11 protein-coding genes and 1 pseudogene are annotated in these 13409 nt (G+C 41.0%); 11 read left to right on the top strand and 1 reads right to left on the bottom strand.

Features of this window, described 5'->3' with window-relative positions:
• Window positions 1-57 precede the first annotated feature (57 nt).
• The 6 genes and pseudogenes from I2484_RS03685 to I2484_RS03660 all read left to right on the top strand — a co-directional run bounded on the left by I2484_RS03685 (window position 58) and on the right by I2484_RS03660 (window position 6160).
• Window positions 58-1041: pseudogene (locus tag I2484_RS03685) on the top strand (tyrosine-type recombinase/integrase).
• Between the two features lie 136 nt (window positions 1042-1177).
• Window positions 1178-1564 carry a helix-turn-helix domain-containing protein gene (locus I2484_RS21935; RefSeq protein WP_481886373.1) on the top strand — a complete coding sequence of 129 codons (387 nt, stop codon included), beginning with the start codon at window positions 1178-1180 and terminating at the stop codon, window positions 1562-1564.
• A gap of 229 nt (window positions 1565-1793) precedes the next feature.
• Window positions 1794-2531, top strand: coding sequence for a DNA/RNA non-specific endonuclease (locus I2484_RS03675; protein WP_346014149.1), 738 nt, complete (start codon window positions 1794-1796; stop codon window positions 2529-2531).
• 7 nt (window positions 2532-2538) lie between these two features.
• Window positions 2539-3024, top strand: coding sequence for an antitoxin YezG family protein (locus I2484_RS03670; protein ID WP_207149688.1), 486 nt, complete (start codon window positions 2539-2541; stop codon window positions 3022-3024).
• Window positions 3025-3897: 873 nt separating this feature from the next.
• Window positions 3898-5460, top strand: coding sequence for a FapA family protein (locus tag I2484_RS03665; RefSeq protein WP_207149687.1), 1563 nt, complete (start codon window positions 3898-3900; stop codon window positions 5458-5460).
• Window positions 5453-6160 (top strand): glycerophosphodiester phosphodiesterase, encoded by a 708-nt coding sequence (locus tag I2484_RS03660; RefSeq protein WP_207149686.1) that lies wholly within the window; start codon window positions 5453-5455, stop codon window positions 6158-6160. Before I2484_RS03665 ends, I2484_RS03660 begins: the two co-directional genes overlap by 8 nt.
• A 118-nt stretch (window positions 6161-6278) precedes the next feature.
• Here I2484_RS03660 and I2484_RS03655 read toward each other — a convergent pair whose 3' ends face one another.
• Complete coding sequence (locus tag I2484_RS03655) at window positions 6279-6515, bottom strand: DUF2627 domain-containing protein (RefSeq protein WP_207149685.1); 237 nt, start codon at window positions 6513-6515, stop codon at window positions 6279-6281.
• A 127-nt stretch (window positions 6516-6642) separates the two neighbouring features.
• Here I2484_RS03655 and I2484_RS03650 point away from each other — a divergent pair, with 127 nt between their 5' ends.
• The 5 genes from I2484_RS03650 to lpdA all read left to right on the top strand — a co-directional run bounded on the left by I2484_RS03650 (window position 6643) and on the right by lpdA (window position 13379).
• The gene (locus I2484_RS03650) at window positions 6643-8685 is read left to right on the top strand and encodes a sigma-54 interaction domain-containing protein (RefSeq protein ID WP_207149684.1); all 2043 of its coding nucleotides are present in this window, start codon (window positions 6643-6645) and stop codon (window positions 8683-8685) included.
• Between the two features lie 28 nt (window positions 8686-8713).
• Complete coding sequence (gene yqiS / locus I2484_RS03645) at window positions 8714-9619, top strand: phosphate butyryltransferase (RefSeq protein ID WP_207149683.1); 906 nt, start codon at window positions 8714-8716, stop codon at window positions 9617-9619.
• A gap of 33 nt (window positions 9620-9652) precedes the next feature.
• On the top strand, window positions 9653-10747 hold the full coding sequence (locus I2484_RS03640) for a Leu/Phe/Val dehydrogenase (RefSeq protein WP_207149682.1): 1095 nt from the start codon (window positions 9653-9655) through the stop codon (window positions 10745-10747).
• A gap of 75 nt (window positions 10748-10822) precedes the next feature.
• Window positions 10823-11923: a butyrate kinase gene (gene buk, locus I2484_RS03635; RefSeq protein WP_218627913.1), complete on the top strand. Its 1101-nt coding sequence runs from the start codon at window positions 10823-10825 to the stop codon at window positions 11921-11923.
• Window positions 11924-11951: 28 nt separating this feature from the next.
• Complete coding sequence (gene lpdA / locus I2484_RS03630) at window positions 11952-13379, top strand: dihydrolipoyl dehydrogenase (protein WP_207149680.1); 1428 nt, start codon at window positions 11952-11954, stop codon at window positions 13377-13379.
• Window positions 13380-13409 lie beyond the last annotated feature (30 nt).

The raw sequence follows: 13409 nt of genomic DNA, 5'->3' as shown, positions 1-13409 counted from the left end.
TTAAGTTAAATAGGCAAAGGGGATATAAAAACGCATTCTTTACGGAAATTAATCCGTATGAGGAGGCGTTTTTTTGTGTCTGATTTTGATATTGAAATAGATAGATACATGCTGGATTGTGCTGCAAAGGGGCTTTCTCCAAAAACAATGAAGTCATTTGAACAGACGTTAAAACTATTTGCTAGGTATATGGATGACACATTTAAAGTTTTGTCACATAAGGAAGTGACTGCGGAACATTTGCGAGCATACATGAGAAGTTTATCGGAACGAGGAAAGTATGAAGAGACAGCAGCATTAAAGCCTGTCAATTATCCCGAACGTAGGCAAGACTTTGGGAAACCTGTCACACAGACAACCATTGCGAACTATACACGGAATATAAAAGCGTTTTATAGCCATCTGCACAAAGAAAAGGTTGTTAGGAAGAATCCAATGAAGACGGTTCAGAATGTGAAACCAGAGCGTAAAGCGAAAATTATGCTTGAAGATAACGAGTTGAAACAGTTCTTCCGTTCATTTGATGTTACCAAGTTTGACCAATATAGGGACTGGATTATTGCTAGGTTGATTTTTGACACTGGATGCCGAATATCTGAGCTACTTGCAATTGTTCCTACAGATATTGATTTACGAGCAAACGCCATTTTACTCAGAGAAACAAAAAATAACAAGCAACGCTTTGTCTATTTCTCAGATAAGACTAGTAGACATCTAAAATCTTAGATAGATTACAAGGATCGTTATTCTGATACTGATTTTGTATTTCCAACCCTACATGGAAACAGACACAAACTTGAAGGGGTTGAGCGTTCATTCAGATTGAGAAGTAAGGATGTGGGTTTACAGGTAACAACGCACCTTCTTAGGAATAGATTTGCTAAACGCTATCTCATGAACGGTGGCGACCTAGCGACCCTTTCCCGTTTGCTTGGACATGTCAGTCTAGAAATAACTTCCCAAATTAATCTCGATTTTGCGGATAAGGAAATTATGCAAAAGTATAGGAAGCATTCACCGTTGCAAAATCTCGATATTTAAAAATGAACATAAAAAAGAGCCTATAGGTGTTAGCCCACCCTAAGCTCGTGTAAAACTTATCAGTCTCTCACAACTGAAACCAATTGAAAACTAAAAAAGCTCTCAAAGGTTATTACTGCTATTCTATCAAAAAAATATGATACAACAAGCTTATTTAACTATGCCTACAAACAGGCGAGAGCTTCCAAAAAAATGGAGGCTTTTTATTATGACAATCTATCTATCAAATTACGCACACTTTAAGGGGAAATATGAAATGGACAACGCATCTAATCAACATATCACTGCTAATTGGAATCTACTTAACAAAACTGATCGGGCAGTATTGGATATGATAAGCAGATACTCAGTCAAGCATGGAGCTGCTCATTTGAAGCATGAGACTATCTCTAAGGTATTGGAGAAGTCGGTATCTACTATTAGACGTTCCATTGTTAAACTAACTCAGCTCAATGTCATAGAACGTGTATCTACTATCAGAAGCGTTTTGAAAGGGTTCGGAGCTAATATCTATACCAGTTGAATATAAGGAAGAAGAGACCGTTAAAGTCGACAAAACGAAGGATAGTAGTGGTCTAGATCACTTCCAGACTGGATTAGATATTGCAGGACTTATACCAGGATTTGGAGAAATAGCGGATGGTATAAACGGTGTTATCTATACGGCGAGAGGGGATGAATTAAATGCAGCACTTTCTTTTGGAGCGATGATTCCCTTTGTAGGCTGGGCAAGTACGGGTGGGAAATTCGCCGTGAGAGGAAATGATTTATATCAAGTAAGAAATGTGGTAAGTACAGAGAAGATGGAGTCCGTCTATTCGCCAACTTACCAGGATGTCCTCAATAGTCCACTAGGTAAAACTCAAAATCAACTAGATCTGTTATCTAACACTCCTTACCAATTGGGTACGCCAAATGCACTTACATTCAACATGCCACCAGCAAAAACAGAGATCCCGAGTATAGGTGCGGCTAAAGGTAGTAGAATTGAAGTCCCTTATGGAGCGCACATAGGTAAAGTTGGTAATAGAAAGGTATTAGAAACGAATGTAAAGTACGAAACAACAGAAGGATACACTTATGAAACAAATGAATTTGGTCGTATTGATAGTGTCGATGCTGAATTACAACTTGGCAAAGGAACGAGAAATCGTTATGCTCAAAGTAATGTGGGGGAAACAGACCGAATCCGAGGTAATTATCCAGAGAGAGATGATGGCGTTCATTTAATTGGTAGTCAATTTAAAGGTACCGGAGATATTGATAATTTGGTGCCTATGAATTCCCAAATAAATGAAGCAGGTGGGAAATGGCATCAGATGGAACAAGAGTGGGCATCAGCTCTAGGTAAAGAAGGAGGTAGCGCGAAAGTAAAAATAAAACCTCAATACACTGGTAGTTCCGCTAGACCAGATAATTTTATAGTCGAGTATTCAATTGATGATGGTAGGGTAAAAAAGGTAACAGTCCAAAATCAGAATGGGGGTTAGTAAACTTATGGAACAACAGATGAATCAGATGTACCCCGTGATAGCAGAGGGTATCCTTGGTATGATACCTGATGGTAATTGGTATGAGATTTACTTATATGCTGAAATTTTGGATGGTTCTAGAGAAGTGTTCTTTTATTTCAATACTTACGAGAATGAAGATTTTATATATTCTCATGATATTCCTGCAAAATATAATGTAAGTGAAAAAACCTATGATAGCTTGTTAGTAGAATTACAAACTAAATTTCATGATTTAAGACAAATATTTATTGATAATGATCAAGAGCCTTGGACGAATTTAACACTAATATTGAAGTATCCTGGAAAGATAAAAATTAATTATGATTATGAAGACGTAATAAATTCGGTTATATCTCCAACGCAGCGACAAATGGTTTTTGAATATCAACATTTAGGGTTGTTACCTCAAAGCGAGATGAACAGACAGTTTGTGCTAAATTATGTAAATAATGAAAATGGGAAGAGATAAAATCCAAATATCTAAAATTCTGACTAGATGTATGAATTACAAGGCTTATATAAGTATCGGGTACCAGGTACTCAAACAATTCGCTACTCTGGTAATTTAAATGTAGGTATGTACTGTTATTTTGCATTACACAAGATGAGCTAAGTAACGAAAGACAGGATAAAGAAGAACCACGCTAAGGCTAATTCAAAGGAAGATCTTCTATATAAAGAGGATATTCTCCTAAAGAGATTAAAGAGCACCAGAAAGGTTGGTCATTATGCTGCTGGAAAAGGATTATGTTCTTTTGATATGAAAGGGTTTTCATGTTGGATACAACGGTGAATAGGCATCTTTATAGTAATAAAGTCCGGTCATCATTCCGATAAATAGTGCGGAACCCAAGCAACAAATTATCCCACCGCATACGCCCGTAGTGCGGCACATATTTCTGCGAAATGAAAAATTGACCTATCGTCGTAAATGCGGACAGGTCGATTTTTTGTGTTTATAGACATGTATGATGCTGTACTGACGGCAGTGCTCGGTTTTCGATACTTATGGGTGAAGCTTCCTGAACAGTCGCAATATCGGGAAATCATCCAATCTGTGGGTTCCTATTTGCTGACTCGAGTGATAAACTGAAGCTAGAAAAGACGATGCACCTGCATTCATAAATTAATATAGCGTTGTTAGTAATAGAATGAGAAAGCTTATACAATTCAACTTGAGCATATGGCTAGCTGATTGAAAAATACCTAGTTATGATAATCGCTACGCCTACTCTTCGAATCTATTTTCGTGTGATAGGCTTTTTTAAACTGGAGATTAATTAATCTGACAAATTGGTTGAGGATGCTATATAATGGGTAATAGAGAAAGGGTGAAGCGTCAGTGTTAGTTCAAAATGAGTTTTTCGATCTTTTAGTACACGAGGAAAAAGTGATATTGCGCAGCAAGAAGAATGGTTTTCCACTAAAATCGTTCGATGCAATAACATGCGAACATCCACGATTAAAAATCATTTCTTTTCCAGTTTTAAAGAAAGCACTTACAGAACTAGATGCAGAGCATATAATAGGCAATTGGATACCAGCTATAGAAGTAGCTATTGCTACTGATAAAATGATCGCTCAATTATACATAAACGTATCAACCAAGGAATTTGAAGAAAATAAACAATCAATCCTAAAACAGGCTGAGAAAATGCTTGATGATGCCGGGGTAATTTACGGCAGAACAACGTTGCAAGATAAACCGTTTAAACCGGGTGAATCGATTATTGCGGCTGTTGGAAAAAAGCCACAAAAAGGTGAAGATGCGGTCGTCTCATATATAGAAATTCCTGAAAGAAGGCCTATGATCCGTGAAGACGGTTCTGCTGATTATTTTGAAATGAATTTCGTTACGCCCATCAAGCAAGGTGATTGGCTTGGCGAGAAAGCATTGGCACAAAAAGGAATTGATGGTAAGGATGTTTTAGGTAACGATCTTGCTGCACAACGGGGGAATGATGCGAAGATTTACTTTGACAGGAAGTCAGTGACTGATGAACAAGAAGCGGACAAAGTAGTGCTGAAGGCGTCACATGGTGGGGCTTTGGAAAGCATTGACGGTCTCATAAGTGTAGGGAAACAGTTAATTATCAGCGGTGATGTGGGTCCTGAAACTGGCTCGATAAAATTTGATGGATCAGTTGCTGTATACGGAACAGTCCTAGCAGGATTCTCAGTAAATGCGACTGGAGATATTTCCATCGAAGGAAATGAAGGTATCACGAATGCGAAAGAGATTCAGTCGTCAGAAGGAGATGTTTACATAAAAGGAGGCGTTTTCGGCGGTGGATTGACGATTGTCGAAGCACAAGGGAATATTTTCATTAAACATGCAAATAATTGTAAATTGTACGGAAAAGAAGTACATGTCGGCTTATACCTACTTGGCTCGGAAGTTAGCGCAGAATCTGTATTTGTTGATAAAAACAAAGGGAAAATTATTGGTGGAGAAATTGATGCGCTTTATAAAATTGAATGTGCATTTGCGGGGAACAGCCACGAACGCAAGACAATCCTTAGTGCGAAAGGGATTGACAAGGAATTAATATATATGGAAATTCAAGAAATGGCTAAAAACTTGAAAGAACGACAAGAAATCATCGAAAAGCTTGAGCAACATGCTCTTCCATTTAGGAATAGTGGAAGTCTTCTGAAGGGGCCACAGGCAGAAGCATATGAAAAAATGTTGGAAACGATTGAATCGAACAGAGATACTATAATCGAACTAGATAAAGAAATTCAACTTGGGCTGCGTAAAATTAAGCAAGCAGTTCCCGCTCAAATCGAAGTGACGAGAGAAGCGTATCCGGGTACAGTCATTCAAATTGGATCCAAGTTGTCCATACTTCATAGTGGGGCAAAAGGCGTTTTTGAAATCGTCGATGGCGTCTTGAATGTCTAATCCGACCGTTTTTGCACATCGGGGCTCATCAGGAATCCGCTTTGAAAATACAATGAAAGCATTTGAGAAGGCCGTCGATCAGGGCGCTGGAGGCATCGAGCTAGATGTGCAATTGACAGAAGATGGAGTGCCATTTGTCATTCATGACCCAGGGCTTTCGAGGCTTGCTGGCACTCGGAAGATGATTTCATCAATGACAAGTATAGAACTCATGAGGGTTCGTGTGGGAAGAAGATATAGACGTTTATTCTGTGGATACTCCATACCGACATTAATAGAAGCGGTGTCATTTTGCGAAAAGCATCGTATAGCACTCAATGTTGAATTGAAAGAAACTGTCTCGGATCGCCCCGAATTGATCAAGATGATTGTTGACATTGTTTCTGTGATGGAGAATGTTCATATTTCCTCATTCGATTATCGCTTGCTTGAAGTGGTCAAACGGGAAAGCGAACGAATGGAAACAGCCTTTCTTATCGGAAAGAAAAGCGTAGATTGGACTAATCTTAATCAGTATTCATGTGCAGATGGATTACATTTTCACAAACGATTGTTGAAAGAGCCCTATTTAACGAATCTTCTTCAATCTGGAAAAAAGATTCGAGTTTATGGAATGACTGGAACAGAACCAATCACTCTTAATCCGCCTCCGTATATAGACGGCTGGATAACGGATTACCCTAATCGATTCTATAAATAAGCGAAAGGACCAAGACTGTTCATAGTCTTGGTCCTTTTGCTAGTCACCCTAATAGAATGTAGTGATTTGCCCTAAGCTACGAAGGTATGTCGCAAAGTTAGAGTAACCACTTACGCTGTTACTTTTGTTTAAACCGTTCTTGTACGCGTCCTTTTCGTCGATCGCGACGTAATAAAAATCCTGCAAAAAACCACAGGCCTCCCGCGAAAAATAAAAAGCCTACAACGAATTGAAGCCAAATGAACGGAAATGGGTTAAATAATATGCCAAATATCGAATCTCGCATTAATTTTATACCGCCGGCCGCAAAAAGGCCGGGGATTAGCAAGACCATAAATGCTGCTAGACGTGCCATATACAACAACTCCTTACTAAATCTAATTTTACCTACTCAAATTTGATTGTCAAGAACAGCGCTTTCATGTATGATTAAATTGTAATTGCAAAAGATTGCATGATTCAAAAAAGGAGAATGAACATCCTTGCAAAATGTTCTCATTGTCGGGGCAGGGACAGGCGGATCAATAATACTGGACCTTCTCCAAAATTTAGAATTCATGAATGTAAACGCAATCATTGATACTGATGAGCATGCACCAGGGATAATTCGTGCAAAAAAACAAGGCATCGCATATGGAATGGATTGGACAAGTTACCTGACCGACGATTTGCATATCATTTTCGATGTAACCGGTGACAAGTCTGTATTCTCAAAGCTATTAAAAGCGAGGCCTGCCCATACCGTACTTATACCTGGTTCCGTCGCAAATCTCCTTGTTAGGTTGCTTGAGGAAAACGATACATATATTAAGCGCATTCATACAGAGATGCATAAGCAGCGAATGATCTTTGATTCGATTGAAGAGGGCATGGTTGGAATTGACGAAGAAGGAACTGTTGATTTCTTCAATAAAAGTGCCTCTAAGATGATTGGTTTCCCGATTGAAGAGGCTGTTGGCCGGATGATTATGGACGTAATTCCGACGACAGAGCTTCCGAGGGTATTCGATTCAGGTAGGGCGGAACTAAATGAGGAACAGATTCTTGGAAATGGCTTGAAAATAGTTACTTCCCGTTATCCACTCTTCGATTCCACTGGGAAAATAGTTGGCGCTTTTGCAGTGTTTAAAGATATTACGGAAGTAGTTGCGCTAGCGGAGGAAATCACGGATCTGAAAAAAGTAAAAACAATGCTGGAAGCAATCATTCATTCGAGTGACGATGCCATTTCGGTTGTTGACGATATTGGAAATGGGATCCTCGTCAATCCAGCTTACACTAGGATAACGGGTCTTACGGAAGATGAAATAATAGGCAAGCCTGCAAATGCAGATATTATCGAAGGTGAAAGTATCCATATGAGGGTACTCAAGTCGAGAAAGCCAGTTCGTGGTGTCAATATGCGTATTGGCGAAAATAACCGAGAAGTAATTGTCAATGTGGCACCAATCATTGTAGATCATCAAGTGAAGGGAAGTGTTGGTGTCATTCATGACATAACCGAAATGCGCAACTTGATGAAAGAACTTGATCAGGCACGGACAATTATTAGGGAGCTTGAATCTACTTATACATTCGATGATATCTTTGGTGGTTCGTCTGATATTGAAATTTCAATCGAGCAGGCAAAGCTAGCTGCCAAGTCTGACATCGCGATCCTTCTCCGAGGAGAAGCGGGAACAGGAAAAGAATTGTTTGCACATGCCATTCATAGTAGCTCCGACCGGCGTTTCAATAAGTTTGTCCGTGTGAATTGTTCGGCGATTCATCCATCTAAATTGGAAGCGGAGTTATTCGGACAAGAATCGGGCGCTTCTCAAAATGGGAATGATAGCATGCCAGGACTTTTCCAAGCGTCTGAAAAGGGAACGCTATTCCTTGATGAAGTTGCTGATTTACCACTTGTAGTTCAAGCGAGACTGCTTAACTATTTAAAAAGCGGAACAATCTTTAAAAGTGGGGGCACTTATCCCGTTCATTTGTCGGTCCGTATCATTGCAGCGTCTACGAAAAATTTAGAAAAGGCAATGCATGAGGGAACTTTTATTGAAGAACTCTATTATGTGTTAAACCGACTCTCTATTCAAATTGCACCGCTGCGCTCTCGCAAAAAAGATATTCCATCTATTATTGGACACCTGCTAGTGAAATTGAATCAGGAATTCGGGATGAATATTGAGAAGATTACTGATGAAGCGCAGGAGCGGCTGGGGCAATATGATTGGCCAGGAAATGTACGAGAACTCGAAAACGTACTTAGTCGCGCTATGATCTATATGGAGTCGGGAGATGCCGTAATTGATTTGAAAGACGTGGTTAAATCATTGTCATCTAGGGAAAACACGGAAGAGGAACAGATTCTTCCTGATAAAAGCACCCTTACTTCAATTATGGATGAATACGAGAAAACCATTCTTGAAACGGCCCTCCGTGAAAATAATGGTAACAAATCATTAACAGCCAATAGGCTTGGTATTTCACTGCGATCACTTTATTATAAACTGGAGAAATTCAGCCTCATTTAATCAACATTTAGTCAAAGGAGGAGAGACAATGGTTAAACTCGACTCACTCATCAGTCAGGCGGCATCGAAGAAAGGCACAGTAGTTGCTGTTGCATCAGCTGCAAATCGAGAAGTACTTGAAGCCGTTAGTATTGCTAGTGAAAAGGGTATTGCTTCGTTCATGCTTTTCGCTGATGAAAGGCATATCAGCGGGTTGATTCAAACAGATTTCCCGTGGTTACTAGATAACGAAAAAATCAGCATTCACCACGTTGAAGATGATAGTCAAGCTGCGACGCTTTCAGTGAAAGCGGTTTCAACTGGACAGGCACATGTGCTGATGAAAGGGAACTTAGCAACGTCAACCATCCTCAAGGCTGTGTTGAATAGCGAGTACGGTTTGCGGACAGGGAAAATACTGTCGCATGTCGCGGTATTTGAAGTTTCCGGCTATGACCGCTTACTTTTCGTTACAGATGCAGCAATGAATATTGCACCTGACCTTGAAGCGAAAGCACAAATCATTCGTAATGCAGTTGCTACTGCGCATGCATGTGGTGTCTCTATACCAATCGTCGCTCCGCTGGCCGCTGTCGAAACAGTGAATCCAGCGATGATACCAACGACAGACGCTGCGTCATTAGTTGTCATGAACAGACGCGGTCAAATCACCGGTTGCATCGTTGACGGGCCACTTGCACTTGATAACGCGGTGTCAGTTAAGGCTGCCGCGCAAAAAGGGATTACGGGGGAAACAGCTGGAAAAGCTGATATTCTTGTCGTTCCGAATATCGAAGCAGGCAATATTCTCTACAAATCTCTTATGTACTTCGCCAACGCGAAAGTCGGTGCGATTATCCAGGGCGCCAAAGCACCAATTGTCCTTACATCGAGGGCGGATAGTGCCGAAAGTAAGCTGTATTCATTAGCACTAGCAATTCTTTCAATTAAATAAAAAAATGATCGATACCCTTAGGAGGAATTTACAATGGAAATTTTTAAATATATGGAACATCAGGATTATGAACAACTTGTTATTTGTCAGGATAAAGCTTCAGGGCTAAAAGCGATCATCGCTATCCATGATACGACACTCGGCCCAGCGCTTGGTGGAACACGTATGTGGACGTATGCAAGTGAAGAAGAAGCAATTGAAGACGCACTTCGCCTTGCGCGCGGCATGACTTACAAAAACGCGGCTGCTGGATTGAATCTTGGTGGCGGAAAAACAGTTATTATAGGAAATCCAAAAACAGACAAAAACGATGAAATGTTCCGTGCTTTCGGTCGTTATATTGAAGGTTTGAACGGTCGATATATAACTGCAGAAGATGTGGGAACAACTGAAGCGGATATGGATTTAATTAATCTTGAGACAGATTATGTTACAGGTACTTCTGCTGGATCAGGTTCATCCGGCAATCCTTCGCCTGTTACTGCTTATGGTATTTATCATGGCATGAAGGCGGCAGCAAAAGAAGCATTTGGCGACGACTCGCTAGCGGGTAAAACAGTAGCAGTACAAGGTGTCGGAAACGTTGCTTATGCACTTTGTGAATACTTGCACGAAGAAGGTGCAAAACTAATCATCACTGATATCAACGAAGAAGCAGTTCAGCGTGCAGTTGATGCGTTCGGTGCAACAGCAGTTGGTATTAATGAAATCTACTCTCAAGAAGCAGACATATTCGCACCATGTGCACTAGGTGCAATCATTAATGATGAGACGATTCCACAATTGAAAGCAAAAGTTATTGCAGGATCTGCTAACAATCAATTGAAAGAGCCTCGTCACGGCGATTTAATTCACGAAATGGGAATTGTTTATGCACCCGATTACGTTATCAACTCAGGCGGCGTAATCAATGTTGCAGATGAACTTGATGGTTATAACCGTGAACGTGCACTTAAACGTGTCGAAGGTATCTATGACGTAATCGGGAAAATTTTCGCTATCTCAAAACGCGATAATATTCCAACATATGTTGCAGCTGACCGCATGGCTGAAGAGCGAATTGCACGTGTTGCGAATACAAGAAGTACTTTCTTACAAAACGAAAAAAGCGTACTTTCAAGACGCTGATAAAGATAGGCTACAGCGGTCTGCTAAGTCTGATCGCTGTAGCTATACAGTTAGAAAAGTAGAAGTTGCATTGATATGGAAGGAGGACCTATTGTGCGTGAGAATCACCATAGGATCCTAGTTATTAACCCAGGATCTACATCAACAAAAATAGGTGTCTTTGATGGCGAAAGTCAACTGATGGAAAGTACGTTGAGGCATAGTTCAGAAGAAATTGCACGGTACCCTTCCATCATCGATCAATACAGCTTTCGTAAAAAGGTAATCCTTGAATCACTTGAAAAAGAAGGCATCAATATTTCTACATTATCTGCCATTTGCGGTCGGGGCGGGCTACTCCGCCCGATCGAAGGTGGTACGTATTCTGTTAACGAAGCAATGATTCAAGACTTGAAAACAGGTTATTCAGGTCAACATGCATCAAACCTCGGAGGCATTATTGCGCATGAAATCGCATCCAGCCTAAACCTTCCCGCTTTCATCGTCGATCCCGTCGTCGTCGATGAACTTGCACCAATTGCGCGGATTTCCGGATTATCGGTCATTAATCGAAAATCCATATTCCATGCGCTGAACCAAAAAGCGGTTGCAAGACGCTACGCAAAACAAGTCGGTAAAAAATACGACACCCTCCGGTTGATTGTCACCCATATGGGCGGGGGTATAACTGTCGGTGTGCACGAATTCGGCAAAGTAATTGATGTAAACAATGGACTTCACGGAGATGGACCATTTAGCCCTGAACGTGCGGGAACTGTTCCTGCGGGGGATCTCGTCGAACTCTGTTTTTCCGGTGAGTACTTCCGTCACGAAGTAATGAAAAAACTAGTCGGTCAAGGCGGTCTCGTTGGTTATCTCGGGACGAACGACGCTGTTCGCGTGGAACAACGAATTGAAGATGGCGATGAAAAAGCAAAACTAGTTTACGAGGCAATGGCCTATCAAGTTGCTAAGGAAATTGGCAGTGCGGCTGCTGTCCTTCACGGCCAAGTAGATGCGATTATCCTTACAGGTGGTCTCGCTTATGGCAAAGGGTTTGTGAAGGATATTACATCCAGGATCGACTGGATATCGGATATAGTTGTGTTTGCTGGAGAAGACGAACTACAAGCACTTGCAGAAGGCGCACTACGCGTTCTAACTGGTGAAGAAATAGCTAAAATCTACCCGTCTTGACGGGTCGTTGTGAGGGAGGCCATCTATTATGGCGAGGGAATATGATGTAGTTATTTTAGGGGGCGGAACGGGTGGCTATGTCGCTGCGATTCGCGCCGCTCAATTGGGACTGAAAACAGCACTTGTTGAAAAAGGGAAACTAGGCGGCACATGCTTGCACAAAGGGTGTATCCCGAGTAAAGCATTATTAAAAAGTGCTGAAATATTCGATACTGCAAAAAACCAGGCTGCATATTTTGGTGTTAATACAAAAGACGTATCACTGGATTTCAGCCGGGTACAAGCCCGAAAGGACGGTATTGTGAAACAGCTACATGCTGGCGTGACTGCGTTAATGAAAAAAGGGAAAATCGATGTATTCGATGGATTAGGTAGAATGCTTGGGCCATCAATTTTCTCACCGATGCCGGGTACAATTTCGGTCGAAATGAATAACGGTGACGAAAATGAAATGCTTATTCTGAAAAACCTGATTATCGCAACAGGATCTAGACCACGTACATTACCTGGTTTAGAAATTGATGAAAATCAAGTCATGTCTTCCGATGGGGCACTTTCTATGGAAGCACTTCCTAAGTCGATTATCATCGTTGGTGGTGGAGTCATCGGTATCGAATGGGCATCTATGCTCAATGATTTCGGTGTTGAAGTCACGGTTCTCGAGTATGCAGACCGAATCATACCGACTGAGGACGACGACATCTCGAAAGAAATGAAGAAATTATTGACGAAAAAAGGAATCACGTTTGCGACAAGTGCAAAAGTACTCCCAGAAACCCTCGTTAAAAAAGAAGGATCTGTCACAATTTCTGCGGAAATGAATGGCGAAACGACGGCGTTCACAGCTGAAAAAATGCTTGTTTCTGTCGGTCGTCAAGCTAATGTCGAGGGAATTGGCCTTGATAATACAGAAATTGAAATCGTCAATGGCTTTATTAAAACAAGACCAACATTCCAAACAAAAGAACATCATATCTATGCAATTGGTGATGTTATTGGCGGGCTGCAACTGGCGCATGTTGCTTCTCACGAAGGGATTGCAGCTGTTGAACATATTGCAGGTCTGAAAAACGAAGCGATTGATTATACGAAGATTTCACGCTGTATTTACTCTAGTCCGGAAGCGTCAAGCGTTGGCATAACGGAGAAACAAGCGAAAGAACAAGGGTATGATGTCAAAGTCGGAAAATTTCCATTTATGGCAATTGGAAAAGCACTTGTCAATGGCAATTCGGATGGCTTTGTAAAAATCATTGCTGACAAAAAGACAGACGATATTCTAGGCGTTCATATGATAGGTGCACACGTGACCGATTTGATCTCAGAAGCGGGGCTTGCTATGGTTCTTGATGCGACGCCGTGGGAAGTAGCAAGCACGATTCATCCACATCCATCGCTTTCTGAAGTAATGGGCGAGGCCGCTTTAGCTGTCGATGGCAAAGCAATCCATATGTGAAAAAAGTATCAATTAGTCTTAGATAAAAGA

It is taken from the genome of Sporosarcina sp. E16_8 (genome assembly GCF_017347095.1).
In the GTDB taxonomy this organism is placed as follows: domain Bacteria; phylum Bacillota; class Bacilli; order Bacillales_A; family Planococcaceae; genus Sporosarcina.
Note: the sequence above shows the minus strand (reverse complement) of the source record. Positions and strands in the feature narration are given on the sequence as shown.